Consider the following 25,086-nt stretch of genomic DNA (forward strand, 5'->3'; position numbering starts at 1 on the left):
TCGGGACGCCTGTATGCTTCGCAAGCTCTATGACTGGGTCTTCTCCCTGGCCCGCCACCGTCACGCGACCCGGTCGCTGGCGATCGTCTCCTTCGCGGAAAGCTCCTTCTTCCCCATTCCGCCCGACGTCATGCTGGCGCCCATGGTGCTGGCCAAGCCCGAGCGCGCCTATTTCTACGCCCTGGTCTGCACGGTCGCCTCGGTGCTGGGCGCCCTGCTGGGCTACGCCATCGGCTATTTTCTGGAGCCGGTCGGCTTGTGGATGCTGGCCGTGCTGGGCAAGGCCGACACGTTTGAAGCCTCCAAGGCCCTGTTTCAGCAGCACGGGGCCTGGGTCATCCTGATCAAGGGGCTGACCCCGATCCCGTTCAAGCTGATCACCATCGCCTCGGGCATCTTCCAGTTCAATCTGGCGCTGTTCATGGCCCTGTGCGTCGTCACGCGCGGCGCCCGCTTCTTCCTGGTGGCCTTTGTGCTGAAGCGCTGGGGCGAGCCCATGCTGGCGATCATCGAGAAACGCCTGGCCCTGTTCACCGTGCTTTTCCTGGTTCTGCTGGTCGGCGCCGTCTTTGCGGTCAAGCTTGTCGGACACTGATCGACGCCGGCCCCGGCTGCGTCTAAGAAAGGCGCCATGACGCGCCTGTATCAACGACTGACCCGCTGGTGGACCGCCTATGCCCTGGCGGCCTCCCTGGCCATGCTGGGCGCGGCCCATGCCTTCGAGCGGTTCGGGGGCCTGGCGCCGTGCAACCTCTGCCTCAAGCAGCGCGAGGTCTATTGGGCTGCGGTGGCCATCGCCGGGGCCGCCACCTTCTGGGCCGTGTTCAGCCGCGCCAGCCGGGGCACGCCGCGCATCGCCTCCTTCCTGCTGGCCGCCGTCTTCTTCACCGGGGCGATCACGGCCGGCTTCCATGCGGGCGGCGAACTGCACTGGTGGGCCTTGCCGGCCACCTGTTCGGCCGCGCCCTCGACCGCCATCGACCTCAGCGCCCTGAACGCCCTGGCCGACGGCACCGCCGAGATCAAACCCATCATCGGCTGCGGCGACGTGGCCTTGAGCCTGCTCGGGATTTCGATGGCCGGCTGGAACTTCCTGATCTCGCTGGCGCTGGCTATCTTCAGTCTGCTGGCGGCGAAACGTCCCAAGGACGCGCGCGCCCCGAAGGTGTAGAAGACAGACCATGACCGAGGCATCCGACACCGTCGCCGCCGCCCGCCGCATCCCCCTGCCGCGCCCCGGCGTGGGCCAGACCCGCGCCCGCATGGCCGAGATGCTGCGCGTCGACCACGCGGGAGAGTTCGCCGCCGTCCACATCTACCGCGCCCAGCGCGCCGTGCTGGAAGGGCGCAAGGGCAAGTCCGCCATCGCCGCCGACCTGACCGAGATGGAGGGGCATGAGGCCGTCCATCTGGCCCGGTTCGAGGCCCTGCTGACCGAGAACCGGGTGCGCCCCACGGCCATGATCCCGCTGTGGAAACTGGCCGCCACGGCGCTCGGCGCCGGCACCGCCCTGATCTCGGAGAAAGCCGCCCACGCCTGCACCGAGGCGGTCGAGAGCGTCATCGAAAAACACTACGCCGATCAGATCGAGGAGGTCCGCGACCGCGACCCCGAACTGGCCGCAGAGCTGACGAAGTTCCGCGAAGAGGAACTGGCCCACCACGACCACGCCATCGAACACGGCAGCCGCGAGGCCCCGGCCTATCGCCTGCTGTCGAGCGTCATCAAGGTCGGCTGCAAGGCCGCCATCAAGATCAGCGAGCGGATCTGACCTGCCTCTCCCTCCCACTTGGGGGAGGGTGGTCGCGAAGCGACCGGGTGGGGAGGGCGCGGCGATACGGAGCGCTGCGGCTGTCTTGCCTTGCCGCCCCCACCCGTCTTCGCCTTTCAGGCTCAGCCACCCTCCCCGAGCGGGGAGGGAGAACGCGCTACCTCACGTCAAAAGCCAGCATCATGGTCCGCTGCACGGCGTTGAAGTTGTCGTCGGACAGGATGTAGAGGCGCGTCCGCTCGCCGCGTCGCTCGACCGCGATGCCCTCGAAATTATCGGTCGTGCCGGGCAGCTTCAACTCGACCAGCACCGGCCCCAGCGTCCCGTCCGCCGCCATGCGCCGCACCCGCGCCCGCACGTCGATGGGCGCGCGATAGGACCGCTGCACCACGAACCAGCCCCCCGCCGGATCGCGGTCCATGCCGGTGATGCGATAGTCGCCTTCCGTCAGCGGCGTCTCCGGCGGCGCGGTCGCGACGGCGCAACGCGCGGCCGAACAGTCCCAGACCCCGCCGGATTCACCCGCCACGCGCCAGCCGTCGCCTGAGGCCGCCAGCCCCTCCATCCCGTCGTTTTCGGGGAAGGGGAAGTCGGGCCGCCGCACGGCCTGGGGCGACCGCAGCGCGGTCAGCGGTCCATAGTTCCAGATGCGGTGGTCGCGCTCGAAGCTGACCAGCAGGTCGCCGCCAGGGGTGACGGCGAGGCCCTCGGCGTCACCCTCCGTCTTCTCGCTGATCGGCGTCCCGTCAGTCAGGGTCAGGCGGCGCACGCTCAAGCCCTCCAGCCCGATCAGCCGACCGCGCGCGTCCAGCGCCAGCCTGCCGCGCGCCAGATCGCCGACATCCGACACGCTGATGAAGCCGCCGTCGCCGGTCAGCTTCAGGTCCGACAGGCTGTGCAGGGGCGAGTCGTTCCCGGCCAGAACGGTCACGCCACCGGCGTAGCGTACGCCCTTGCCCAGGACGGCCGCGCCCGGCAGGCCCAGACCGACCGGACGAGTCGAGGCGCTGACCGTGCTCCAGCCGTCGGCTTGCGGTGTCGGCGTCCACGGCTGCGAGGTCACGACCGCGCTGGCGCAGGCCGCCAGGGTCAGCGCCGCCAGAGCCGCGACATAGAGGCGCCGGTTCACGCCGCGCGTTTCTTCACAGACCGGGCCACCGTCTTGGGCTTGGCCTCGAACAGCTCGGCCAGCTTCTCGGTCATGACCCCGGCCAGTTGCTCGACATCGACGATGGTCACGGCGCGGCGATACCAGCGGGTCACGTCGTGGCCGATGCCGATGGCGATCAGCTCGACCGGAGACTTGGTCTCGATCTGCTCGATGACCTGACGCAGGTGCTTGTCCAGATAGAGGGCGGCGTTGGCGGACTGGGTGGAATCATCGACGGGCGAGCCGTCGGAAATCACCATCAGGATCTGGCGCGACTCGGTGCGTCCCAGCAGCCGCTCGTGCGCCCAGGTCAGGGCCTCGCCGTCGATGTTTTCCTTCAACAGGCCCTCGCGCATCATCAGGCCCAGATTCTTCTTGGCCCGGCGCCACGGCGCATCGGCGGACTTGTAGATGATGTGGCGCAGATCGTTCAGGCGGCCCGGGTTGGCGGGCTTGCCGGCGCTGATCCAGGCTTCACGGCTCTGGCCGCCCTTCCAGGCGCGGGTGGTGAAGCCCAGGATCTCGACCTTGACCCCGCACCGCTCCAGCGTCCGCGCCAGAATGTCGGCGCAGACCGCCGCCACCATGATCGGCCGCCCGCGCATCGAGCCGGAGTTGTCGATCAGCAGGGTCACGACCGTGTCCCGGAACGGGCTCTCGCTCTCCATCTTGAAGGACAGGGGGCTGGTCGGATCGGTGATGACGCGGGTCAGGCGCGCGGTGTCCAGCACGCCTTCCTCAAGATCAAAAGCCCAGCTGCGGTTCTGCTGCGCCATCAGGCGCCGTTGCAGCTTGTTGGCCAGCCGTGACACGACGCTCGACAGGGTCGCCAGCTGGGCGTCCAGCAAGGATCGCAGCCGGTCCAGCTCCATCGGGTCGCACAGTTCTTCGGCGCCGATGGTCTCGTCATAGGCGGTGGTGAAGACGCGATAGGCTTCGACGGCGCGCCCGTCGTCCACGCTGTCCTGACGGTTGGGCAGGGCGCCTTCGTTCAGTTCGGGGCCGTCGTCCGAGGCCTCGCCGTCGGGATCGGCGGGGGCGCCGTCGGGGCGGGTCTGGCGCTCGTCCTCGGCGGACTGATCGTCGGCGGCGCCTTCCAGCGACTGACCGCCTTCGCCGCCGTCCTCTTCTTCCTGTTCCTGCTCGTCGGGCTGATCCTGCTGCGACTGGTCGGGCTCGTCCTCGCCTTCCTCGTCGTTGGCGTCCTCGGCCTGACCGTCGCCGGGGTCGAGGTCCAGCGCCCGCAGCACGTCCTTCAGCCTGGCGGCGAAGGCCGTCTGGTCGTCGGCTACGGCGGTCAGGGCGTCCAGTTCGGCCCCCGCCTTCAGCTCCAGATTGGACCGCACCAGATCCAGCATGGACTTCAGGCCGTCGGTCGAGGCTTCGCCCGTCAGCCGTTCGCGCACCAGAAGCGCCGCCGCCTCGGCCACCGGCACCCGCTCGGCCTCGGCCCTAAGCGCGCCCGACTTCTCCAGCCGGGTCAGCAGGGCCGCATTCAGGTTGTTGCGCACCCCCTTCAGTTCACGCGCGCCGACCGCCTCGACCCGCGCCTGCTCGACCGCGTCGAACACCTCGGCCGCCGTCTGGTCGATCGGGCGCAGCCGGGCGTTCAGGGCTTCGTCGTGATTGGCCAGCCTCAGGGCCAACCGGTCGGCCTGACCGCGCAGGGCGGCGCTCTCGGGCGCGCCCGGATCGCGCGGCGGATGGGGCAGGGTCAGGACGCCGTTGGACAGCCTCGGCCCGTCCGAGCCGAAGTGGACCTCCAGTTCGGCCTGCTCGGCCAGAGCGCGCGCGGCGTTCGCCAGAGCGCGTTTGAAGGTCTCGACGGGGGTCTCTGCGGCGGCCATGGCCCACACATAGACCACCCCGCGCGCGGGGGAAGGGGGCGGGGGCCTCAGGCGGTGAAATCCGCCGCTTAAAACCTAGCGCCGGAAAGTCTTGGCCGTGCGCTTCGCCTAAACCAGACGACACAGATCGTGCATCTCGTTCGAGCCGGTGCGTTTGCCGCGATAGCAGACTTCACGGGTTGCTTCGCCGGGCGCGGGGGAGGATCTATCCCGCACGACACCGCCTAGGGGCATGGCGAACGCCGACTGGACGTGCAGCGGAGCGCGACGGGGCCGGACAGGACTAGAACCATAAAGAGCGAAGCCAGTATGTGAGGCTCCCTTTGTGGTGGGGCGATCAATCGCCTTCGATACGGCCCAGGCGCTGCATGTCTTTCATCATGTCGCTGGCCATGCGTTCGCGCTCGCTGCTGTTCACCGGCACGCGCCGACAGACGCGACGCGGGATGTTGGTGTCCATGGCCCGTTCGCGAGAACAGACCACGCGCGTCGGGCCGTCCGGCAGGGTCGGGGCGCGGGCCGAGATGTTCATGCCGGGCGCGCGTCTCGGCGGAGGCGCTTCCATCGCCTCGGGCGATTGGGAGAGGGCGACGACGGCGAAAAGGGTGAGCAGCATGGTGTCAGTTGACCGGACGTCCGCCGGGCTGGCGCACATTGGGGCCGTTCTCGGCGTTCAGGCCGATGCTTTGCAACTGTCGCACATAGTCGCCGCCCATACGTTCGCGACCTGAGGTGTTGACGGCCACCTCACGACAGACGCGGCGCTGGATGTTGCTGTCCATGCTGCGCTCGTGGTTGCAGACGACGCGCGTCGGTCCGTTGGGCAGGCTCGGCGAGCGGGCTGAGATGACGCGCGACGGGTTGCTGGAGACGACGCGCGGGCGGGCGCCGTCTTCTTCGGTCTGGACGGCGGGCGCGCCCAGTAGGGCCAGGGCAGCGGCGGTGATCAACAGCATGGCGAGCTCCTGTCGGCTGACGGTTCAGGCGACATCCTGCCTTCGATTGCATGCTGTGACAACTTCGGTATCTGAATGGTCCCGCTTGTCAGCGCGGCTTGACCCGCACCCGCATGGCTCCGCCCGCCCCGGCCTCGACGTCGAAACGTCCCGTGGCGCGGATGAGGTCCGAAAGCTTGGCATAGCCATAGGTGCGCTGGTCGAAGTCGGAATAGGCGTTCCGCAGCCGGTTGCCGATGCCGCCGATATTGACCCAGCCGTCGCCGTCCTCGTCCATGTCGGCGATGGCGGCGGCGATCAGGCGCGTGGCCTCGGAAGGCTTGCGAGAAGGGGGCGGCGGGCTGGCGGTCTCGACCTCCTCGCCCGCGTCGGCGGGCCGTCCGGTCAGGTTCTCGGTGTAGATGAAGCGTGTGCAGGCCTGGCGGAAGCTCTCGGGCGTCTTGCGCTCGCCAAAGCCATAGACCGGCACGCCCTGTTCGCGGATGCGCGCCGCCAGCCGGGTGAAGTCGCTGTCCGACGACACCAGGCAGAAGCCGTCGAACCGGCCGGAGTGCAGCAGGTCCATGGCGTCAATGACCAGGGCGATGTCGCCGGAGTTCTTGCCCTTAGTGTTGGCGAAATTCTGCTGCCACTGGATGGCCCAGCGCGGCAGGACCTCGATCCAGCCCTTCAGCGAGGGACTGGCCGCGTCGCCGTAGATGCGTCTGGCGCTGGCTTCGCCCAGGGTCGCGATCTCGGTGAACAGGGCCTCGGCGATCCGGGCCGAGGCGTTCTCACCGTCGATCAGGACGGCCAGGCGCGGGGCGCGGGCGGCGATGGGCAGGTCGGTCGGCATAAGCAGGGCCTTCTGTTGACGCCGCGCCAGCCTTGACCGGCAGGCGGGCGGGGTCAACCGCCGCCGGGCATGCTAAGGGGTCGCCATGACCAACACACCCTTGCGCCGCCTGATCGACATGCCCGGCGTCGATGATCTGGAACTGAAGGCGCTGATGAAGCCGCGCTACGCCGATCCCGACGCTCGCGACGAGTTTCCTGAGATCGACGCCCTGACCAGCGCCCTGTTCGGCCTGACCGGCGAGGCGGCCGAGGCCGTCGAACTGCCCGCCGACTGGGACGACATTCACCGTCTGTCCGGGACCGATCTGGCCGAGGCCTTCGAGGCCCTGGGCTGGGACGTGACGGACAAGCGCAGGAAGCCGCTGCGCCTCATGCCCCACTATGCCCTGCCTCTGGCGCTGACCGTTCGCGGCCTCGCCGGCGAACTGCCCTTCCACGCCGAGCCCGACCACCCCACGACCGACTGGGGCTCCAGTCTGGCCGCCGACGCCGCCCGCTTCAGGAAGCGGTAGCGGCCTTCGCCGCCTGGCTCGCGGGGCCACAAGAAAAGGGCGGAAAGTCCTGCTTTCCGCCCTTCCTGGTTTCAGTCGTCGTTGGCGAGGATCAATCCTCGTCCATCTTCAGGGCGGCGATGAAGGCTTCCTGCGGGATCTCGACCTTGCCGAACTGGCGCATGCGCTTCTTGCCGGCCTTCTGCTTCTCGAGCAGCTTCTTCTTGCGGGTGGCGTCGCCGCCGTAGCACTTCGAGGTCACGTCCTTGCGCAGGGCGCGGACGGTTTCGCGGGCGATGATCTTGCCGCCGATGGCCGCCTGGATCGGGATGACGAACATGTGGGGCGGGATCAGCTCCTTCATCTTCTCGACCATGCCGCGTCCGCGCGTTTCGGCGCGGCCGCGGTGGACCAGCATGCTGAGCGCGTCGACCGGCTCGGCGTTGACCAGGATGCTCATCTTGACCAGATCGCCGACCTTGTAGTCGGTCAGTTCATAGTCGAACGAGGCATAGCCCTTCGAGATCGACTTCAGGCGGTCGTAGAAGTCGAAGACGACTTCGTTCAGCGGCAGCTCATAGACCACCAGGGCGCGGCTGCCGACATAGGACAGTTCGACCTGGGTGCCGCGCCGGTCCTGGCACAGCTTGATGACGCCGCCGAGGTATTCGTCGGGGGTCAGGATCGTGGCCTTGATCCAGGGCTCGGCGATCGACTCGATCTGCATGACGTCGGGCAGGTCGGCCGGGTTGTGCAGGTCGATCTCGCGCCCGTCGCGCAACTGGATCTTGTAGACAACCGAGGGGGCTGTCGCGATCAGGTCCAGGTTGAACTCGCGGCTCAGACGCTCCTGAATGATTTCCAGGTGCAGCAGACCGAGGAAGCCGCAGCGGAAGCCGAAGCCCAGGGCGGCGCTGGATTCCATCTCGAAGGTGAAGGACGCGTCGTTCAGGCGCAGCTTGCCGATGGCGGCGCGCAGGTCCTCGAAGTCGGCGGCGTCGACCGGGAACAGGCCGCAGAAGACGACCGACTGGACCTCCTTGAAGCCCTTCAGCGGTTCGGCGGCGGGTTTCTTCTCGTCGGTGATGGTGTCGCCGACGGCGGCGTGGGCCACTTCCTTGATCTGGGCGGTGATGAAGCCGACTTCGCCGGGGCCAAGCTGGTCCACGGGGGTGTTCTTGGGCAGGAAGACGCCGACGCGGTCGACCAGATGGGTCGAGCCCGACTGCATCATCTTGACCCGCATGCCGGCCTTCAGCACGCCGTCGAACACGCGCACCAGCAGCACCACGCCGAGGTAGGGGTCGTACCAGGCGTCGACCAGCATGGCCTTCAGCGGGGCGTTGGCGTCGCCTTTAGGCGCGGGAAGCCGGGTGACGATGGCTTCCAGCACGTCCTCGATGCCGATGCCCGACTTGGCCGAGCACATGACGGCGTCAGAGGCGTCGATGCCGATGACGTCCTCGATCTGGCTGCGCACGCGCTCGGGTTCGGCGGCGGGCAGGTCGATCTTGTTGAGGACCGGGACGATCTCGTGGTTGTTGTCGATGGCCTGATAGACGTTGGCCAGGGTCTGGGCCTCGACGCCCTGTGACGCATCGACCACCAGGATCGAGCCTTCGCACGCGGCCAGCGAGCGCGACACCTCATAGGCGAAGTCGACGTGCCCCGGCGTGTCCATCAGGTTCAGGACATAGTCGAGCCCGTCCTTGGCCTTGTAGTTCAGGCGCACGGTCTGCGCCTTGATGGTAATGCCGCGCTCCTTCTCGATGTCCATGTTATCAAGGACTTGAGCCGACATTTCACGCGCGGTCAGGCCGCCGGTGAACTGAATCAGCCGGTCAGACAGCGTGGACTTGCCGTGGTCGATGTGGGCGACCACTGAAAAGTTGCGGATACGTTCGATGGGGGACGTCGTCATGGTCCGGCGCGCTTAGCATCCGCCGGGCGGGAAGGCTACGGAAACGGCGATCGGCGTGCAGGGCGCGGCCTGGGCGCCCGCGAAGGGGCGCGGGTAGAGCGGCAAGACGTGGGGAAGGGATCTTGTTCAGTGGATCGAGTCTTGATCGATTCGTCTCTCAGGCGAATATGGTTTGATCATGTATTCACGATCTCGTGACAGTATCTAAAAATTGCCGTTTTAATTCTTTGTGTTTATCATCAATTCATCTTTTCTGTCCGGTGACCGGCTCTGGAAAAGATCATTTGATCATCTGTGGACCAATCGCGCCTTTTTCTGAGGCATGGGGTTCGATTTGGGCGGCGGAACGGGCGGCGGAACAGATGACGGGCTGTTCTGATTTGGTGGACTGGAGGCCGAGGGGCCTTCCGTTCACCAGCCTGGAGGGTTCATCGTGAATAGCAAACTTATGACTTCGGCCTTTGCGCTCACTGCCGTTTTGGCGTTCAGCGCTTTGCCGGCGGCTTCCGCATTGGCCAATCCCTGGTCCGGCGGTCCGGATATCAACGACTCGTTCAACGACAATTCTCGGCATGACACCGATCTTGATGTCGATATCACCGATTCCATGAACGACAACTCGACCAACGATAATTCCAAGGCCATGTCGTTCGATTCTCACGACGATAACTCGAAGGTCGAAGATTCGAACAACGACAACTCCAAGGTCGAGGACTCGAATAACGACAACTCGAAGACCGAAGATTCGTACAACGACAACTCGAAGATCGAAGATTCCTACAACAGCGACTCTTCGACCAATGATTCCAACAACGACAATTCGGACAACTCGACCACCAACATGCGGATCTCCATGTCGATCCAGGAGCTGAGCGCCAATGTGAGCGGCTTCGAATTCGATGTGGGCGGCGGCCATCATGACGGCGAGCTGCGCACGGGCGATATCAGCAACTCCGGCGGCGCCTTCGCCGGCTTCGCGGGCATCCAGACGGCGAACTACAACACCGGCTTTGCGGCCAACAACCAGGCGGCGACGGCGATCAGCGCCAACGCCAACGTCACCTTCGGCAACGGCGGCGGCGGCGAGTAAAAGACCTGAACCGGCCAGACGAGCGTCTGGCCGGTTTTCTTTCTGGGTCTTCCGAGGAGGGAAGCCATGTTGCGCTATATCGGGTGCGCCGTGCTGGGGGCGCCGATCCTCATGCTGGCGAGTTTGGCTTCAGCCCAGGTCCTGCCCGCGCCAGGCGCGCCGGGCGATGCTGCGGCAGGGCTCTCGGTCGTGTCCGCCGTTGCGGTTCCGGCGTCGGCGACAGGTGACGCTGCGCCCCAGGTGCTCAGTCTCGATGAACTGGAAGGCGAGAACGGACTTCAGAGTCTGCAGGTCTACGCCAACACCACCCAGAACCTGTCTGCGAACAACTCGGGCAACACCATCAACGCCCATCAGGTCGGCTCTGGCGACATCACTCTGGCCGAGGGGGCCTTTGCCGGTTTCGCCGGCATCGGCAATTTCGTCATCAACAGCGGCCACAACAACAACCTGCAGGGCTCGCTCAGCATCATGATCGTTTCCCCGTGAGCCGAGGCGCCCTGACATGGAGGGACGCGGCGGTCGGCGTGGCCGCGCTGCTGTTCGGCACGTCGGCGGCGGCTGAGGTCACGATCAACCAGGGCGCGGCGGCCTATTCGGTGCAGGTCGTCAGCTACCGCGATATTCCCTTCCGCACGGTGGTGCGCCAGGAGTACGACTACAGCTGCGGCTCGGCCGCCCTGGCCACCTTGCTGCGCTATCACTACGGCCGCGACGTCAAGGAGCATGACGTCTTCGTCTATATGTACGAGCATGGAAACCGCGAGGCGATCGAGCGCGTCGGCTTCTCCCTGCTGGACATGAAGCGCTATCTCGAAACCCACGGCTTTCAGGCGGACGGCTTCCGCATGAGTCTGGATGCCCTGGAGGCGGCGGAGGCGCCGGCCATCGTCGTCATCAACCAGCAGGGCTATCGACACTTCGTGGTGCTGAAGGGCGTGTCCGGTGATCGCGTGCTGATCGGGGATCCGGCTCTGGGGCTGAAGACCTATAGCCAGGCCGAGTTTGCGGCGATGTGGAACGGGATCGCCTTCATGATCCGCAATTCCGCCGACCGTTATAATGTCGCCGAGGAGTGGCGGCCCTTCGCCAAGGCACCGATGGATCGCGTCCTGCCGACGTCGTCCCTGGCGGAACTGACGCGAGAGCTGCCGCCCCTCTATCAGATCACAACGACCTTCACGCTCGACCCCTATCTGAGGTGATGATGATGTTGCGTATGCGATGGTTCGATCTGGGGGTCTGTGCGGGCGTCCTGCTGCTGGCCCAGCCGGCGCTCAGCGAGCCCGTCTCGCCCTTCGACAGCCTGGCGCCCATGTCCGATGAAGATCTGGGCGACATGAGGGGCGGCTTCCTGACAGCGGGGGGCATCAGCTTCGACTTCGGCGCCGTGGTGCGTACCTACGTCAACGGCCAGTTGGCCCTGGAGACGCGGCTGACCTGGACGCCGACGGGGCCGGTGACAGAACAGGTCACGGGCTCGCTGCCCGGATGGACCCCGCTGACGCCGGGTCAAATCGGCGGACTGGACCTGTCGGGCCTGTCCCCCGGATCGAGCGGGCTGGTCCTGAGCGATGCGAACGGCACGACGGCCCTGGTCCACAATGTCCTCAACGGTCAGTTGCAGAACCTGGTGGTGAACGCCGCAGACAATCGCGACATTCGACAGGATATGCAGGTGATGCTGGCCCTGCCGAATTTCGACACCATGCAGCAGGACTTCTCGGTGGCGCGACTGGGGTCGCAGATCTTCCAGGATATCGACTGGGGCGGGATTCGCGCTACCGGCCCCTGATCCGGCGAACCTGGCCGACCGGCGACGAGGGAGCGGAAGTCCCCCTCTGGAACTGGATGGAGTTCGCGTCGTTTTACCTTTCGTTAACAGGATGCGTTAGGGCCCGGGGAGGGGCGAAAATGCATACGGGCTTTTCCCACGCGGGTGATGTGGACGCCGCGCGCCGCTTGCGCGTGACGGCGCCCGTGTCCGTTGGGTTGCGGCGTCCCGCCCGACCGCCCGCCGACATCGCCGCCCTGAGGGTGCTGGGCGCAGCGGCCACCCTGAGCGAGGACGAGCGCAATCTGGTGCGCAAGCTCTGCCTCTATCGCGAATCCATTCCCGCAGGGGCGGAGTTCGCGCGCGAGGGCGAGGCCGCTCCGCCACGTCTGATCGTCAGCGGCTGGGCCTGCCGACAGCACGCCTTGCCCGACGGGCGGCGTCAGATCTTCGGCTTCCTGATGGCCGGGGACGCGATCGGCCTGGGCCTGAAGGCGCGGCCCCTGGACGAGGTGTCGACGGTCGCGGTGACGCGGGTCGAATGCGTCGACGCCCTGATGCTGCGCGAGATCCTGGCGATCCAGGACGGCCGACATGCCGGATTGCAGAAGGCGCTGGCGGCCGTGCGGCGCCAGGAGGAGGCCTGCCTGCTGGATCATCTGGTGCGCCTGGGGCGTCAGTCCGCGCATGAACGAACGGCCCACTTCCTGCTGGAGTGGCGACAGAGATGCCGGCTGGCCGGGCTTGCCGACGGCGAGCGCCTGCCCATGCCGCTGACCCAGGAGGTCCTGTCCGACGCCCTGGGGTTGAGCATTGTTCACCTCAATCGAACCTTGCAACACATGAAGCGTGAACATCTCATCGAGATGAAGCGAGGTTGGGTCGAGCTTATGGACGTGTCGCGCTTGAAGTTTGTTTGCGATTATCAATCGCGATACCGCGTGAGCGATTTGTCGGACTGATCGTTTCGGTTCGAATTATCCTGAAATTATTATCAATAAGCAATGTGACGGCGTTTTTTACGTGTTTGTCTGACCTGGTTAGCAAGGGAGGCTGGCGTGTACTTTCGAAAAGCCATTCATTTGTTGAGCGTCTCTTCCCTCGCGATCACCTTTGTCTGCCTCTCCGAGGGCAGGGTGCAGGCGCAGGAGGAAGACCCCGCCGCGCGGCTGGCGCGGCTGGAGGCCCTGGTGGCGGCGCAGAGCCAGCGCCTGAACGACCAGGAAGCCCTGCTGGCGCGTCAGGCGGAACTGCTCGAGGCCCAGTCGCGCCGGATCGACGACCGTTGGCGCGTGGACGCCCCTGGCGCCCAGACGGCCGCCCTGGCGCCCGCGGCGGGGCCCCTGGCCTTGTCCGGCGCGACGGTGCTGGACCCCGAGGGGCTGGAGGCCTGGCGGGCCGGTCAGGATACCGGGGCGGGCACCGGCATTCAGGCCCCCCCGCCGCCGACCCTGGTCCAGCGCGGCCTGCAACTGTCGGCCATCCCGGAAGAAGTCGCAGTGCTGAGCCCCAAGGGCCAGGCGAGCTTTGACATCTCCGCCGAATATACGCGCTCCTCGGCCAACCGGCTGGTCTTCCGCGGCGTGGAGATCGTGCCGGGACTGCAGATCGGCGTCATCGAGGCCAGCGAAGCGGACCGCGACACCCTCGGGGCCACGATCTCGGGGCGATACGGGATCACCGACCGCATCGAGGTGGATGCGCGCATCCCCTATCTGAAGCGCAGCGACACGATCACGACAGTCCAGCAACGCGATGAGGCCGTATCGCGCACCATCGACTTGAAGGGCGACGGCATCGGCGATGTCGAGGCGGGCATCCGTTATCAGATCAATGGCGGCGAGAAGGGGCGGCCCATCTTCGTGGCCGGCCTGCGCGCCAAGAGCGACACCGGCGAGGGGCCGTTCGATATCCCGCGGGACGAATTCGGGGTGGCCAGCCGGCTGGCGACCGGGTCCGGCTTCTGGGGCATCGAGCCCAGCATCAGCATGCTCTACCCCAGCGATCCGGCAGTCATCTTCGCGAGTCTGAGCTACTTCGCCCACCTGCCCAAGGATATCGACCGGGTCGAGGGGGATGTTCGGGTGGGGCGGGTCGATCCTGGCGACTCGATCGGCCTGGGCATCGGTTTCGCCTTCTCGCTGAACCCGCGCTTCTCCTACTCGCTGGGCTACAAGCACAACTATATCCGGCCGACCGAGACCGAGCTGAACGACACGGTCCAGAAGTCCAAGTCGCTCCAAGTCGGCGCCCTGACCTTTGGCCTGTCCTATCGCGTGACCGAACGGTTCTCGCTGAACGGCAACTTCGAGTTCGGCGTCACCGAGGATGCGCCGGACATGCGGTTCGTGCTGCGGGTGCCGATCCTGTTCTAGAGTCGGGCGGCGTCTAGCGCTGAATCTCGACGAGGGCGCGGGCGGTGGTCAGAAGCGCTTCGCGCTGACGCGCCGCCATGCGGCCGTAGAGGTCCGACAACTCCAGCATGGCTTCGGCGGGCTCCCGGGCGGCGGACGTATCCTGCTGGTAGAAGTCGGTGATCTTGCAGTTCAGGGCGGCTGCAGCCTTGGCCAGGGTGGAGGCGGCGACGCGGTTCTGACCCTTTTCGTATTTCTGGACCTGCTGGAAGGTCACGCCGAGCGCGGTCGCCAGATCGACCTGGGTCATGCGGTTCTGTACGCGGAGCTGCTTCAGCCGCGCGCCGACCTCTGCATCGATCGGATTGCGGATGTTCCGTTGACTGTCCATCGTCTTCCCCTGGGGCGCCGAGCCTGCCCTATAGCCTAGCCTTTCGAGGCCTCAGAAGGCTAGCAGCACATAGCGTGCCGATCACGCCGATATTCCACACATAATAGGCCGAGACATAGGCCCAGTTGTCGAGGTCCAGACGATGGATGAAGACATAGTGGGTCGCCAGGATGAGGCATTGAAAGCCTGCCGCGACGGCCATCCACAGGCGGGGCGACCGCAGGGCCCCGTACAACAGGAACAGGAAGACACATCCGTCCGCGATGATGGCGGGCCACGGCGGCGTCTTGAAGTCAAAGGGCGTCAGCGCCGAAAGGACCCAGGCCAGGGCCAGAACGGCCGCCGTGCCGCGCTCCCAGCCGCCGCCGCGGACCAGGGCGAGCACGCCGGCCAGAACCAATAGGGAAAGCGTGAAGATATAGATGGGGGACATGGCGATACCACGTCACCCATCCCTCATTCAGCCTACACGTTCAACCAGGCTGAGGCGCGTTTCGCGCGGCACCGGGTCGTCCGACTTGTCGAGGCCGCCCATGCGGATGGCGCGGAAGCGGGTCTTGTCCTTGACCTCAGCCAGGGCTTCGTGAAGCTCGACCATGGCTTTCTGAGCGGCGACCTGGGCCGCCATGGAGCGGGCGAGGGCGTCGAATACGGGCTGGCCGACGGTCGAGGACAGGCCGGCGTCCTTGCGTCCGCGCGTCAAGGCCTGGGCCAGTCGGGCCAGGCGGTCGATGGACTGGTCATGGCCGTCTTCGGCGCGCTGCAAGGCGCGTTGGATCCGGGCGGCGATGAGGGCCGCTTGTTCAGTTCTTTTCATGGGGGTCGCTTCCTGGGTGAGGCGAGCGCGCGTCAGCCGCCGTACCGCAAGTCCTGCAGCAGGAAGGCGAACTGCTCGGCGCCCGCGATGGCTGTCACGATCCAGACGGCTGCGGCGGCGACGCCGAAGACGACAAGGAGGCTTCCGAGACGCCCGAGTCCGATGTGGTCGGACAGAAGCTCGCGTCCAGCATGGCTGCCGTGATGTAGGCGAGTTCCGTCACTACGCCGCCCGCGGTCAGAAACGCGGCCTGCTTGCGCGTTCCCTCGATCAGGTGGTGCACCATCCGACGCTTGGTGTCGGAGGTCGCCATTCCCTGAAGAATGACTTCCATTTCGCGCCAGCTGATCTGCGGAAGCGTATCGTCCATCTGGGTCATGGGGGGTCCTTTCAGCCTCCCCATCCAGCGCCTCGACCGGCGATGGCGCTATTGAGACCCTTTCATATTGGGAGGCGTTCGGAATGCCCTCGCGGGCCACCAGAGCCAGGGCGGCGGCCACGCGGCTGTCGACGTTCAGCTTCCTGGCGGCGTTTTCGCAATGACGATCCACGGTGCCGGGCTTGATGCCCAACTCGCGCGCGATCTGCTTGGAGTTGAAGTGCGAATGGACCAGACGGAGGCATTGACGCTCTCTCTCGGTCAGCATCGTCACCTGTTGCACAACTTCCATTCCCCGGACGGCGGAGCCTGTCACCCCCTTAAAATGTGACGCAGGCCCGCGTCGAGGGCAAGGGGCCAGGCGGAGCGGCTGCGCGGCCCCGTGCCGGAGGGCGGGGTGCGACTTCTCGACGAAGAATTCTGATCTAGGCGCGCGGGCCGATTGGCTTTAGCAAAGACGTGAACGAGGCGGGGCCGTGGACATTTCGAACGTCTGCCGCCCCGCTTTTGTATGAACGGATGAGGCTCGTGCGGTCGGGGGGACGTGTTCCGACGGGGTGGGCCGAGTGCAGTTGGAACGTTGAATATGAACCGAATATTCGCCTACCTCATCATCGGCGCCATGATTTTGGGCGTGCTGGTCGGCTGGGGGATCAACCAGACCCTCGACGCTGATCAGGCGGCGGCGGCGGCCAAGAATCTGTCGCTGATCACCGACGTCTTCCTGCGCCTGATCAAGATGATCATCGCCCCTCTGGTCTTCACGACCCTGGTGGCGGGCATTGCTCACATGGAAGATGCGGCCTCGGTGGGTCGTATCGGCGTCAAGACCATGACCTGGTTCATCGGCGCTTCGGTCGTGTCGCTGCTGCTGGGTCTGCTGATGGTTCAACTGCTGCAACCGGGCGCGGGCATGCATCTGCCGCAGGCGGCGCTGGCGACGGCTCCGGCCGCCTCGACCGACGCCTTCTCGCTGCACGGCTTCGTGACGCACCTGGTGCCGACGTCGATCTTTGACGCCATGGCCAAGAACGAGATCCTGCAGATTGTGGTCTTCTCGCTGTTCGTGGGCACGGCGGTCGCCGCCCTCGACGACAAGGCCCCGGCGGTGCTGAACCTGGTCGAACAGGCCGCGTCGATCATGCTCAAGGTCACTGAGTTCGTGATGAAGCTGGCCCCGCTGGCCATCTTCGCGGCCCTGGCCTCGACCATCGCCACGCAAGGCCTGGAGATGCTGGCCGTCTACGCCAAGTTCGTGCTCGGCTTCTACGGCTCGATGGGCATCCTGTGGGGCTTGCTGTTCCTGGCCGCCGCTGCGGTGCTGGGCCGTCGCGTCCTGCCGCTGTTCAAGGTGATCCGCACCCCGGCCCTGCTGGCCTTCTCGACCGCCAGCTCGGAAGCCGCCTATCCGCGCATCCTCGACGCTCTGCCGACGGTGGGCGTGCGCCGCCGCATCGTCAGCTTCGTCCTGCCGCTGGGTTACTCGTTCAACCTCGACGGCTCGATGCTCTACTGCACCTTCGCCACCATGTTCATCATGCAGGCGCACGGCGTGCACCTCAGCGTCTCGCAGCAGGTCTTCATGCTGCTGCTGCTGATGGTGACGTCCAAGGGCATCGCCGGCATCCCGCGCGCCTCGCTGGTGGTCATCATGGCCACCCTGACCTACTTCGGGCTGCCGGAAGCCTGGATCGCCATCGTCCTCGGCGTCGACCACCTGCTCGACATGGGCCGCTCGGCCACCAACGTGGTCGGCAACTCCGTCGCCGCCGCCGTGGTCGCCAAGTGGGAAGGCGAACTGGACGACATCCCGGAGGGCGGGCCGGAAGCGCCCCAGACGGCCGCCGCCTAAGGCGTCAGCCGCACTCAATGAAAAGGCCGCCGCAGTGATGGGGCGGCCTTTTTGCTGTGCGGAAGGGTAACTGTGGGCTGCACCCCTTCGCCCGCTCATCCCCGCGGAGGCGGGGACCCAGTAGGAGCGCCGGTGTGAGCGCTATCCATTGAGCGAAGCGCCTTGAAGCCAAAGCACTGGGTCCCCGCCTCCGCGGGGATGAGCGGATATACTCGGGGCGCTTGCGGGAAGGCTGGCGGCGGTCCGAAGACCGCCGCCATTAGTCCTATTTGTCTTCCGCGCTGATCGCCGGCCCGTAGAAGAGGGCGTTGAACAGCAGGCGGGCCGACGAGCGGGCCTGGGCGCGGTTGACCACGTCGGGGCCGAGCACGATGACGCGGCCTTCGCCGTGCGGCAGGTCCAGAACCGCGTCCGAACCGGCCAGTTTCTGCGGGCCGATGGCCCAGCCGCTGGCGACCGCGACCTGTTCCGGGTAGCGGACGATGGCGCCGCTTTCGCCGGTGTGGCGGAAGCCCGAGTTGCGGTTGAAGAAGACGTTCATCTGGGCCGGGGCGCCGAAGGCCAGCGGCTGACGATTGTCGACCTCGGTTTTCAGCACGGCGCCGGGGATGAAGAATTCGGTCGAGGCCGGCGCCTTGCCGTCCGCGCCCAGCAGAACGTCCTGAACCGGTGCGCCCAGGGCCGTGGCCAGGCGGTGGGCCGAGCCGATGGTGACGACGCTGCCGCCGCCGCGCACGAAGGCGTCGAGCTGCGGCACGGTCTTCTCAGCCGTGATGTGACCCAGCCAGCCGCGATACTCGGCGGGGATGGCCTCGGGCTCGGGCTGGTCGCGCTGGGCCGCCGCCGACAGGTCCGTCGGAATCATGTCGGAGGCGAAGACGAGGACGTCGAAGTCCCTGGCCAGATCGCCCGCGTCCAGACGCTGCGGATAGACTACCTCGAACGGATACTCGAACTGCTCCAGCATCCAGCGGGTCCAGCCCGAGGCCATGGAGCCGCCGTAGCGGTCGACCAGGCCGACGCGCACCGGCTTCAGCGCGATCTTGTCGCCGCCCGGCGCGCGGGCGGCGGCGTAGGCGTTAAGGCCCAGGTCGCGCACAGCGGCCTCGACGATGGGACGGGCTGCATCGCTGGCCGGGATCCACAGGGCGCCGGGGGCGAGCGTCTGACGGCCCGCGCGGGTCTCGCCTTCCTGCCAATAGACCGGCACGCCCGCGGCCAGCAGACGGTTGGACAGGATGTAGCCGTTGACCGGGGCGTGATCGATCAGCCAGCCGGCGCGGCCCGAGCCGTCGATCTTGCCGGGCGGCGGGGCCATGACGTCGGCGACGCGTTCGGTCGGCGCCTCGAAGCCGTCGAGGATGCGGTCGAACTTGACCCCCATCTGCAGCGCCAGGGTATAGCCGGTGGCGTCATAGGGCAGGGCGGGCGGGCCGCCCGGATATTGCAGGTCGTGCGGGTGATCCTGCGGCTCGAACATGTCCAGCACGTGCGGGCGATAGGCCTGGGCCGTCTTCACCACATAGGAGCCGGCCGGATAGGTCTTGCCGCCGATGGTGAAGGCGCGCGTGGCGCGGTCCACGTCGACGCCCGTCTTGATCAGGCTGTTCAGGAAGGCGACGGCGGTCGGCAGGTCGGCCTGATCCGCCGGGATGACATAGCCGCGCGGATCGCGACGCGCCGGATCGCGCAGCACCTTTTCATAGAGGGCCGGATCGACGCCGCGGCGGCCGTTGGCGTTCTCGCCCGCCGCCTCGACCAGGGCCTCGACGCCGGTCGGCGTGATGCGCCAGGTGTCGGTATTGCCCTTGTCGATGGCGTTCTGGCCCATGCGCCAGATGTTGAACAGCAGCCGGTCCTTGTTGCGCGAGGCGTAGTTCAGCACGGCGCGGTTGATCGACTGCGAGTACTCGATCGACTGGGCGAAACGCCAGGTCTGGGGCGCGACCGGCATGGGCAGGTCGTTGCGGGCCAGCTGGTTCTGCGGGATCAGGCTGATCTGGCTCGGCGTGGGGTGGCCGGTGATCTCGGTCAGCAGGCCGACGGCGTTGTGGAAGTAGGTGATGGAGCGCTCCATCCCATTGTTCCAGGTCGAGTAGTTGGCGCCGCTGCGCATGGTCGAGCCTGGCTTGCCCTCTTCGATCAGGCGGCTGTGCATGGCCGCGCCGACTTCCGACAGGGCGCCCATGACCAGGGGGTCGTAGTTGTAGTTAAACGGGTCGCGGAAGGGCGGCATGAAGACCACGGTTCCGGCGGGCGCCGTCTGGTGGTGGTTGTAGATGATCTGCGGGAACCACTCGCGGAAGAACTGGCGGTTGACGTTGGTCGTCTCGGCCATGGCCGACAGGTAGTAGTCGCGGTTGTTATCGTGGCCGACGTACTTCTGGTACAGGACCGGGATCGAGGCGAACTCGCGCTTCAGCGGGTCTTCGTTGCGCATATACCAGTTGGAGACCAGCTCCATCCCGTCCGGGTTCAGCGGCGCGAACAGGATGATGGTGTCGTTCAGAACGCGCAGAGCCTCGGGGTCCTCTGCCGTCAGCCATTCGTGCACGGCGGCGATCAGGGCCTGGGGCGGGACGGTCTCGGTCGCGTGCAGGCCGCCGTCGATCCAGACCACGGCCTTGCCCTCGGCGGACATGGCGCGGGCCTCGACCTCGGTCACGCCGTCGGCCTTGGCCAGGCGACGCGCGATCTCCTGATAGCGATCCAGATGGGCCAGGTTCTCAGGGCTGGAGACGATGGCGATGTATTGGGTGCGGCCCTCGGACGACTTGCCGATCTCGACCAGCTTCATCCGGTCCGACTGGCTGGCCAGGGTCTTCAGATAGGCTTCCCACTGGGTGTAGTTGACCAGGTGGTAGTCGGCGCCGACGGCATGCCCAAAGGCTTCCTCAGGCGAAGGGACGGCCGAACGGGGCGTCGCGGCGGCGACGGCGGCCGGCGTCTCCGCCAGGGCGACCTCATAGGCCAGGGCGCTGGTGCTGCTCATGGCCAGGGCGACGAAACCGACCGTAAGGGCGGCGGCGAGGGAGGGTCTGATCATGGCGATCCTGAATGCAGGTTTACTGGGCGCGCGGTACATGACGCAGCGGCAGAGCCGATTTCTCCACGATGCCGCGGATGCGGCGGATGTCCATCACCAAGCCCGGCCTTGGCAAGGCCTTTTCGTGTCGTGATTGTGGCTTCTTGACGGCGGAAGCCGACGAGCGCACCTGTTTCAAGCTCGACCGTCGAGCGAGGAGAGGGATGATGAAGACAGTGATGTTGTCGGGCGTGGCCGCCCTGTTGCTGGCTACCCCCATGTGCGCCTCGGCCCAGGACGCCAGCAAGACCGCCACCTATGGCGAGATCGTGCTGCGGGCCGGGTTTACGCCGGACCCCTATCGGGTGTCGGTGACAGCCGGCGGCTCGATCGACGCCTATGCCGACACGCCTCTGCCGGCGGCTTGCGTCGGCAATGTCGCGGAGGCCCCGGATTTCGAAGTCACCTATGAGGCGGGACGCCTGCCGCTGGTGTTCCGCACCCTGTCGTCGGTGGACACCACCCTGATCATCAACGGGCCGGACGGGACCTGGTCCTGCGACGACGACAGCTATGGCGACGGCGATGCCCAGGTGCGTTTCGACAAGCCGCGCACCGGCACCTATGATGTCTGGATCGGCACCTTCGGCGGCGGCACGGCCAATGCGGCCCTGCTGATCACCGAAACGCCCTGAGGCTGTTCGGCGACGAGGGCCCTACTGGTCTTCGTCGAACTTGCGGGCGACCAGGTCGCTGAGGGCTTCGAGGGCTTCGGCCGCGTCGGGGCCCTCAGCCTCGATGTCGACGCCGCAGCCGATGCCGGCCCCCAGCATCAGAAGACCCATGATCGAGCGGGCGTCCACAGTGACGCCGTCGCGGGTGACGCGGATCTCGGCTTCGAAGCTGGAGGCCAGCTTGACGAACTTGGCCGAGGCGCGGGCGTGCAGGCCGCGCTGGTTGCAGATGCCGACCGTGACCTGAAGCGGCCCTGAAAGAGGCGTATCGCTCATTTCTCGCCCGCCAGAACCCAGGACGCCACCGAGATGTATTTGCGCCCGGCGTCCTGTGCATGGGCGACGCAGGTTTCAAGGTCTTCGCGACCGCGCACGCTGGCCAGCTTGATCAGCATGGGCAGGTTCAGCCCGGCGATGACCTCGGCGTGGGTCTGTTCCATGACCGAAATGGCCAGGTTGGAGGGCGTGCCGCCGAACATGTCGGTCAGCAGGATGACGCCGTCGCCGTCGTTCACGGCCGCGGCCGCGTCGACGATGTCGCGGCGGCGCCGCTCCATGTCGTCCTCGGGGCCGATGCAGATCGCAGCCACGCCCCGTTGAGGGCCGACCACGTGCTCCATCGCCGCCAGGAATTCAGAGGCGAGGCCCCCGTGGGTGACGATCACCAGCCCGATCATGAAGGCTTCACCAAGACACTCCGCCCCGCACTGCTGTCCTCAGCGGCCGCCCTTGGAGCGTCCAGACTGATCTGCAAGCCGGCCTTCATAGGGCAATCGCGCGCCGGTTCAAAGAGCGGCGAGCGCAGTTGCGACCACCTGACCCGCCGAGGCGGGGCGCGGGTCCAGCCGTAGTTGGGGAATCGCCACGCCGTCCCAGGTCCAGGCGGCGGCTTCCGGCAGGCGCTCGATCGTCTCATGCGTGCAGTGGACCGCCAGGACGATGCGGGCGAGCGGGTGCAGGGGCGCGGTGACGATCCCCAGGCCGCGCACCTCGATCTTGCCGCTGATCGTAGGCGGGGCCGCCGCGTAGAGGGCGTGGCCCGAGGCCCAGACATGGGTCCAGTCGTCGGCGATCAGCCGCCAGCCCTGAGCCATCAGCCGCAGGGCCAGATCGCTCTTGCCGACGCCGGACGGTCCCTGGATCAGGACGCCGCGCCAGCCGGCGGGCGTGTGGCGCGCCACGGCGGTGGCGTGGATCGGTTGTATCGATGCGGTCATGGGCGTCGTCCCGCCAGGGGCAGAAGGACTTCGAAGCGAGCGCCGACGACGTTTCCGGCCTCGTCGATGCGGTTTTCGGCGTGGACCCGACCGCCGTGGGCGTCGACGATCTGACGCACGATGGACAGACCCAGACCCGAGTTGGCGCCGAAGGCCGTGCCCTTGGGCCGCGAGGTGTAGAAGCGCTCGAACACCGTCTCGAGGTTTTCGTCCGGGATGCCGGGACCGTCGTCTTCGACCCGAATACGCAGCGGCAACTCGGGGCGGCTGTCGTCGCGTTCCAGACGCACGCGGACCTCGCCGTCGACGGGGCTGAACGAGCGGGCATTGTCGATCAGGTTGCGGAACACCTGGCCGAGGGGGATGTCGCGGCCCAGGACGCGCGCCGCCTCGGCGGTGGAGGCGAAGCGGACGGCGGCCTCGCCCGGCTTCAGCCCGCCCTCATAGACGCCCACGATGTCGCCCAGCAGTTCGTTGAGATCGATCAGGCGGGGGCGGTCGCGCGACAGCTCGGCGTCGAGCCGCGAGGCGTTGGAGATGTCGGTGATCAGCCGGTCGAGCCGCCGCACGTCCTGTTGCAGCAGATTGGTCAGGCGCGCCCGCTGCTCGTCGGTCTTGACCAGGGGCAGGGTCTCCAGCGCGGAGCGAATCGAGGTCAGGGGGTTCTTGATCTCGTGGCTGACGTCGGCGGCGAAGCGTTCGATGGCGTCCATGCGCGTCGACAGGGTGTCGGTCATGGATTCCAGGGCGCGGGCCAGGTCGCCGATCTCGTCCTTGCGGTCTTCCAGGTCTGGCAGGGAGATGGCGCGGGCGCGTTGCAGACGCACCTGATCCGCCGCCGCCGACAGGCGCATGACCGGGCGAGCCACGAACAGGTGCAGCACCAGGGCGGACAAGAGGTTCACCGCCAGGGCCACCAGGGCGAAGGGGGTCAGGGCGCGGCGCTGGGCGGCGAGGGTTTCGTCCACGTCGCCGGCTTCCAGCGTCAGGACGCCCAGCACCTGCTGGACATGGCGGACGGGCAGGGAGACCGAGACGACCCGTTCGCCGTTCTCGTTGCGGCGAATGTCGGCCTGGGGCGCGCCTTGCAGGGCGCGCTCGACCTCGGCGGACAGTTCGGCGTTGGCGCGCTTCACTCGGGCGGTCTCGCGAGGCGAGGGTTCGCTGGGGGCCAGGGCGGTGCCGGCGGGGTGGGCGGGCGGGAGGGCCTCGCCTGGAATGGCGTCGGTGACGGCGTAGCTGTCCGAGACCAGCAGGCCGTCCTGGTCGTAGAGGCGGGCGCGCTGGCCCTCGGGAATGAAGTTGTCGCGCAGCCACAGGCCCGCGGCGCCGGGATCGAGCATGGGATAGGGCTCACCGCGAGTGATGCCCAACTCGCCCAGCACATTGGACAGAAGCTTGGCCTGAACGGACAGGGATTCCTGGCGCGCCTCGATCAGGCCGCGTTGCCATTCGTTCAGGGCCAGAGCCCCGCCGAACAGGATCAGCAGGCTGAGCAGGTTGAGCGCGAGAATGAACCCGCCGAGGCGTGATCCGCCGAAGCGGAAGCGGCGCCGCGGCGGGCCGTCCTCGATCTCAGCTTTCGCGGTAGCGGTAACCGACGCCATACAGGGTCTCGATCGCGTCGAACTCGGGATCGACCACCCGGAACTTCTTTCGCATCCGTTTGACGTGGCTGTCGATGGTGCGGTCGTCGACATAGACCTGATCGTCGTAGGCGGCGTCCATCAGGCTGTCGCGGCTCTTCACGAAACCGGGGCGCTGGGCCAGGGCCTGAAGCAGAAGGAACTCGGTGACGGTCAGCTTGACCGGCTTGCCTTCCCAGGTGCTCTCGTGCCGGGCCGGGTCCATCGACAGCTTGCCGCGCTTGATGGCCTTGCCCGCCGCTTCCGCGGCCGTCTCGACCTCGCCGCCGTCGGCGCCGGTGCGGCGCAGCAGGGCCTTGACCCGTTCGATCAGCAGCCGCTGGCTGAAAGGCTTGTGGATATAGTCGTCGGCGCCAAGGTTGAAGCCGAGGATCTCGTCGATCTCCTCGTCCTTGGACGTCAGCATGATGACCGGGATCTGCGAGGTCTGACGCAGGCGGCGCAGGACCTCCATGCCGTCCATGCGCGGCATCTTCACGTCCAGGATGGCCAGATCCGGGGGCGTGGTCTCCAGCGCCTCAAGGCCCGAGGCGCCGTCGTGATAGGCCGTGACCTTGTGGCCGTGGCTTTCCAGAGCCAGGGACACAGAGGCGACGATGTTCTCGTCGTCGTCGACCAGAGTGATGTTGGCCAAGGGCTTCTCCTGAGTGCGGGCGGCGGCGGTCGTCCGATCATCCGTCGCGGGTCGATTGCTCAACGCGCGACAAGCGTAACCGTTCTAGTCCATCGGGGTGACATTACGGCCACAGCAAATGGTTCGCCAGAGCCTGTCTTTCAACCTTGGCAGGGAAAAGGCGAAACCTCGCCTTAAAGCCTCCGGGATCAGGGTGGCG

28 protein-coding genes are annotated in these 25,086 nt (G+C 66.8%); 12 read left to right on the plus strand and 16 right to left on the minus strand.

The features are described from left to right. Positions 1-13: 13 nt before the first annotated feature. From P0Y52_00790 to P0Y52_00800, 3 genes are read left to right on the plus strand one after another with little or no spacing between them, the layout of a single operon-like run. Entirely contained in the window at positions 14-595 is a 582-nt protein-coding gene (locus P0Y52_00790; GenBank protein WEK58106.1) for a DedA family protein, read from the plus strand. Positions 596-631: 36 nt separating this feature from the next. Further along, a complete protein-coding gene (locus tag P0Y52_00795) occupies positions 632-1,171 on the plus strand; it encodes a disulfide bond formation protein B (protein WEK58107.1) in 540 nt (179 codons plus the stop codon). 10 nt (positions 1,172-1,181) lie between these two features. Further along, positions 1,182-1,772, plus strand: a complete 591-nt coding sequence (locus tag P0Y52_00800) for a demethoxyubiquinone hydroxylase family protein (protein ID WEK58108.1) — start codon at positions 1,182-1,184, stop codon at positions 1,770-1,772. Positions 1,773-1,929: 157 nt separating this feature from the next. Here the strand turns inward: P0Y52_00800 and P0Y52_00805 are convergent, their stop codons facing one another. The 5 genes from P0Y52_00805 to P0Y52_00825 all read right to left on the minus strand — a co-directional run bounded on the left by P0Y52_00805 (position 1,930) and on the right by P0Y52_00825 (position 6,560). After that, positions 1,930-2,901, minus strand: coding sequence for an esterase-like activity of phytase family protein (locus tag P0Y52_00805; GenBank protein WEK58109.1), 972 nt, complete (start codon positions 2,899-2,901; stop codon positions 1,930-1,932). Next, positions 2,898-4,769: a cobaltochelatase subunit CobT gene (gene cobT, locus P0Y52_00810; GenBank protein ID WEK58110.1), complete on the minus strand. Its 1,872-nt coding sequence runs from the start codon at positions 4,767-4,769 to the stop codon at positions 2,898-2,900. Before cobT ends, P0Y52_00805 begins: the two co-directional genes overlap by 4 nt. A 337-nt stretch (positions 4,770-5,106) precedes the next feature. Next, entirely contained in the window at positions 5,107-5,385 is a 279-nt protein-coding gene (locus P0Y52_00815; GenBank protein WEK58111.1) for a hypothetical protein, read from the minus strand. Positions 5,386-5,389: 4 nt separating this feature from the next. Then, positions 5,390-5,725: a hypothetical protein gene (locus P0Y52_00820; protein ID WEK58112.1), complete on the minus strand. Its 336-nt coding sequence runs from the start codon at positions 5,723-5,725 to the stop codon at positions 5,390-5,392. Between the two features lie 88 nt (positions 5,726-5,813). Next, positions 5,814-6,560 (minus strand): NYN domain-containing protein, encoded by a 747-nt coding sequence (locus P0Y52_00825; protein ID WEK58113.1) that lies wholly within the window; start codon positions 6,558-6,560, stop codon positions 5,814-5,816. An 85-nt stretch (positions 6,561-6,645) separates the two neighbouring features. On the opposite strand from P0Y52_00825, the gene P0Y52_00830 reads away from it, so the two are divergent. After that, entirely contained in the window at positions 6,646-7,074 is a 429-nt protein-coding gene (locus P0Y52_00830) for a hypothetical protein (GenBank protein WEK58114.1), read from the plus strand. Positions 7,075-7,165: 91 nt separating this feature from the next. Here the strand turns inward: P0Y52_00830 and lepA are convergent, their stop codons facing one another. Beyond that, positions 7,166-8,974, minus strand: coding sequence for a translation elongation factor 4 (lepA, locus tag P0Y52_00835; protein WEK58115.1), 1,809 nt, complete (start codon positions 8,972-8,974; stop codon positions 7,166-7,168). A gap of 433 nt (positions 8,975-9,407) precedes the next feature. Between lepA and P0Y52_00840 the strand changes: the two genes are divergently transcribed. From P0Y52_00840 to P0Y52_00865, 6 genes are all read left to right on the plus strand, one after another. Continuing rightward, positions 9,408-10,064, plus strand: a complete 657-nt coding sequence (locus P0Y52_00840) for a hypothetical protein (protein WEK58116.1) — start codon at positions 9,408-9,410, stop codon at positions 10,062-10,064. Between the two features lie 66 nt (positions 10,065-10,130). Next, on the plus strand, positions 10,131-10,553 hold the full coding sequence (locus tag P0Y52_00845; protein ID WEK58117.1) for a hypothetical protein: 423 nt from the start codon (positions 10,131-10,133) through the stop codon (positions 10,551-10,553). After that, positions 10,550-11,269 carry a C39 family peptidase gene (locus P0Y52_00850; protein ID WEK58118.1) on the plus strand — a complete coding sequence of 240 codons (720 nt, stop codon included), beginning with the start codon at positions 10,550-10,552 and terminating at the stop codon, positions 11,267-11,269. Before P0Y52_00845 ends, P0Y52_00850 begins: the two co-directional genes overlap by 4 nt. 5 nt (positions 11,270-11,274) lie before the next feature. Further along, positions 11,275-11,859 (plus strand): hypothetical protein, encoded by a 585-nt coding sequence (locus tag P0Y52_00855; protein WEK58119.1) that lies wholly within the window; start codon positions 11,275-11,277, stop codon positions 11,857-11,859. A gap of 119 nt (positions 11,860-11,978) precedes the next feature. After that, positions 11,979-12,800, plus strand: a complete 822-nt coding sequence (locus P0Y52_00860) for a Crp/Fnr family transcriptional regulator (protein WEK58120.1) — start codon at positions 11,979-11,981, stop codon at positions 12,798-12,800. A 123-nt stretch (positions 12,801-12,923) separates the two neighbouring features. Then, complete coding sequence (locus P0Y52_00865; protein WEK58121.1) at positions 12,924-14,213, plus strand: transporter; 1,290 nt, start codon at positions 12,924-12,926, stop codon at positions 14,211-14,213. A 13-nt stretch (positions 14,214-14,226) separates the two neighbouring features. Here P0Y52_00865 and P0Y52_00870 read toward each other — a convergent pair whose 3' ends face one another. The 4 genes from P0Y52_00870 to P0Y52_00885 form a co-directional block, all read right to left on the minus strand. Next, on the minus strand, positions 14,227-14,583 hold the full coding sequence (locus P0Y52_00870; GenBank protein WEK58122.1) for a helix-turn-helix transcriptional regulator: 357 nt from the start codon (positions 14,581-14,583) through the stop codon (positions 14,227-14,229). Between the two features lie 28 nt (positions 14,584-14,611). Further along, the gene (locus P0Y52_00875) at positions 14,612-15,016 is read right to left on the minus strand and encodes a hypothetical protein (protein WEK58123.1); all 405 of its coding nucleotides are present in this window, start codon (positions 15,014-15,016) and stop codon (positions 14,612-14,614) included. 27 nt (positions 15,017-15,043) lie between these two features. Beyond that, the gene (locus P0Y52_00880) at positions 15,044-15,400 is read right to left on the minus strand and encodes a hypothetical protein (GenBank protein WEK58124.1); all 357 of its coding nucleotides are present in this window, start codon (positions 15,398-15,400) and stop codon (positions 15,044-15,046) included. Between the two features lie 94 nt (positions 15,401-15,494). Then, the gene (locus tag P0Y52_00885) at positions 15,495-15,779 is read right to left on the minus strand and encodes a hypothetical protein (GenBank protein ID WEK58125.1); all 285 of its coding nucleotides are present in this window, start codon (positions 15,777-15,779) and stop codon (positions 15,495-15,497) included. 586 nt (positions 15,780-16,365) lie between these two features. On the opposite strand from P0Y52_00885, the gene P0Y52_00890 reads away from it, so the two are divergent. Then, positions 16,366-17,631, plus strand: coding sequence for a dicarboxylate/amino acid:cation symporter (locus tag P0Y52_00890; GenBank protein WEK58126.1), 1,266 nt, complete (start codon positions 16,366-16,368; stop codon positions 17,629-17,631). Positions 17,632-17,896: 265 nt separating this feature from the next. On the opposite strand, the gene P0Y52_00895 is transcribed toward P0Y52_00890, so the two are convergent. Continuing rightward, on the minus strand, positions 17,897-20,677 hold the full coding sequence (locus P0Y52_00895) for a M14 family metallopeptidase (protein WEK58127.1): 2,781 nt from the start codon (positions 20,675-20,677) through the stop codon (positions 17,897-17,899). A gap of 206 nt (positions 20,678-20,883) precedes the next feature. Between P0Y52_00895 and P0Y52_00900 the strand changes: the two genes are divergently transcribed. Next, complete coding sequence (locus P0Y52_00900) at positions 20,884-21,351, plus strand: peptidase S1 (protein WEK58128.1); 468 nt, start codon at positions 20,884-20,886, stop codon at positions 21,349-21,351. A gap of 21 nt (positions 21,352-21,372) precedes the next feature. Here P0Y52_00900 and P0Y52_00905 read toward each other — a convergent pair whose 3' ends face one another. The 5 genes from P0Y52_00905 to P0Y52_00925 all read right to left on the minus strand — a co-directional run bounded on the left by P0Y52_00905 (position 21,373) and on the right by P0Y52_00925 (position 24,887). Continuing rightward, positions 21,373-21,666 carry an HPr family phosphocarrier protein gene (locus tag P0Y52_00905; protein ID WEK58129.1) on the minus strand — a complete coding sequence of 98 codons (294 nt, stop codon included), beginning with the start codon at positions 21,664-21,666 and terminating at the stop codon, positions 21,373-21,375. Then, a complete protein-coding gene (locus tag P0Y52_00910; GenBank protein ID WEK58130.1) occupies positions 21,663-22,067 on the minus strand; it encodes a PTS sugar transporter subunit IIA in 405 nt (134 codons plus the stop codon). The genes P0Y52_00905 and P0Y52_00910 overlap by 4 nt, the downstream gene beginning before the upstream one ends. Before the next feature lie 108 nt (positions 22,068-22,175). Continuing rightward, positions 22,176-22,607, minus strand: coding sequence for a serine kinase (locus P0Y52_00915; GenBank protein ID WEK58131.1), 432 nt, complete (start codon positions 22,605-22,607; stop codon positions 22,176-22,178). Next, positions 22,604-24,214 carry a stimulus-sensing domain-containing protein gene (locus P0Y52_00920; GenBank protein WEK58132.1) on the minus strand — a complete coding sequence of 537 codons (1,611 nt, stop codon included), beginning with the start codon at positions 24,212-24,214 and terminating at the stop codon, positions 22,604-22,606. The genes P0Y52_00915 and P0Y52_00920 overlap by 4 nt, the downstream gene beginning before the upstream one ends. After that, positions 24,183-24,887: a response regulator transcription factor gene (locus tag P0Y52_00925; protein WEK58133.1), complete on the minus strand. Its 705-nt coding sequence runs from the start codon at positions 24,885-24,887 to the stop codon at positions 24,183-24,185. Before P0Y52_00925 ends, P0Y52_00920 begins: the two co-directional genes overlap by 32 nt. Positions 24,888-25,086 lie beyond the last annotated feature (199 nt).

Source organism: Candidatus Brevundimonas phytovorans (assembly GCA_029203145.1).
GTDB classification, from domain to species: domain Bacteria; phylum Pseudomonadota; class Alphaproteobacteria; order Caulobacterales; family Caulobacteraceae; genus Brevundimonas; species Brevundimonas phytovorans.

Excerpts from the sequence above, each read along its gene's own strand:
- P0Y52_00910 (WEK58130.1), bottom strand. The coding sequence starts at position 22,067 with ATGATCGGGCTGGTGATCGTCACCCACGGGGGCCTCGCCTCTGAATTC.
- cobT (WEK58110.1), bottom strand. The coding sequence starts at position 4,769 with ATGGCCGCCGCAGAGACCCCCGTCGAGACCTTCAAACGCGCTCTGGCG.
- lepA (WEK58115.1), bottom strand. The coding sequence starts at position 8,974 with ATGACGACGTCCCCCATCGAACGTATCCGCAACTTTTCAGTGGTCGCC.
- P0Y52_00790 (WEK58106.1), top strand. The coding sequence starts at position 14 with ATGCTTCGCAAGCTCTATGACTGGGTCTTCTCCCTGGCCCGCCACCGT.
- P0Y52_00855 (WEK58119.1), top strand. The coding sequence starts at position 11,275 with ATGTTGCGTATGCGATGGTTCGATCTGGGGGTCTGTGCGGGCGTCCTG.
- P0Y52_00830 (WEK58114.1), top strand. The coding sequence starts at position 6,646 with ATGACCAACACACCCTTGCGCCGCCTGATCGACATGCCCGGCGTCGAT.
- P0Y52_00880 (WEK58124.1), bottom strand. The coding sequence starts at position 15,400 with ATGAAAAGAACTGAACAAGCGGCCCTCATCGCCGCCCGGATCCAACGC.
- P0Y52_00815 (WEK58111.1), bottom strand. The coding sequence starts at position 5,385 with ATGCTGCTCACCCTTTTCGCCGTCGTCGCCCTCTCCCAATCGCCCGAG.
- P0Y52_00920 (WEK58132.1), bottom strand. The coding sequence starts at position 24,214 with ATGGCGTCGGTTACCGCTACCGCGAAAGCTGAGATCGAGGACGGCCCG.
- P0Y52_00905 (WEK58129.1), bottom strand. The coding sequence starts at position 21,666 with ATGAGCGATACGCCTCTTTCAGGGCCGCTTCAGGTCACGGTCGGCATC.
- P0Y52_00895 (WEK58127.1), bottom strand. The coding sequence starts at position 20,677 with ATGATCAGACCCTCCCTCGCCGCCGCCCTTACGGTCGGTTTCGTCGCC.
- P0Y52_00820 (WEK58112.1), bottom strand. The coding sequence starts at position 5,725 with ATGCTGTTGATCACCGCCGCTGCCCTGGCCCTACTGGGCGCGCCCGCC.
- P0Y52_00890 (WEK58126.1), top strand. The coding sequence starts at position 16,366 with ATGAACCGAATATTCGCCTACCTCATCATCGGCGCCATGATTTTGGGC.
- P0Y52_00900 (WEK58128.1), top strand. The coding sequence starts at position 20,884 with ATGAAGACAGTGATGTTGTCGGGCGTGGCCGCCCTGTTGCTGGCTACC.
- P0Y52_00825 (WEK58113.1), bottom strand. The coding sequence starts at position 6,560 with ATGCCGACCGACCTGCCCATCGCCGCCCGCGCCCCGCGCCTGGCCGTC.
- P0Y52_00885 (WEK58125.1), bottom strand. The coding sequence starts at position 15,779 with ATGACCCAGATGGACGATACGCTTCCGCAGATCAGCTGGCGCGAAATG.
- P0Y52_00800 (WEK58108.1), top strand. The coding sequence starts at position 1,182 with ATGACCGAGGCATCCGACACCGTCGCCGCCGCCCGCCGCATCCCCCTG.
- P0Y52_00845 (WEK58117.1), top strand. The coding sequence starts at position 10,131 with ATGTTGCGCTATATCGGGTGCGCCGTGCTGGGGGCGCCGATCCTCATG.
- P0Y52_00870 (WEK58122.1), bottom strand. The coding sequence starts at position 14,583 with ATGGACAGTCAACGGAACATCCGCAATCCGATCGATGCAGAGGTCGGC.
- P0Y52_00795 (WEK58107.1), top strand. The coding sequence starts at position 632 with ATGACGCGCCTGTATCAACGACTGACCCGCTGGTGGACCGCCTATGCC.
- P0Y52_00875 (WEK58123.1), bottom strand. The coding sequence starts at position 15,016 with ATGTCCCCCATCTATATCTTCACGCTTTCCCTATTGGTTCTGGCCGGC.
- P0Y52_00915 (WEK58131.1), bottom strand. The coding sequence starts at position 22,607 with ATGACCGCATCGATACAACCGATCCACGCCACCGCCGTGGCGCGCCAC.
- P0Y52_00860 (WEK58120.1), top strand. The coding sequence starts at position 11,979 with ATGCATACGGGCTTTTCCCACGCGGGTGATGTGGACGCCGCGCGCCGC.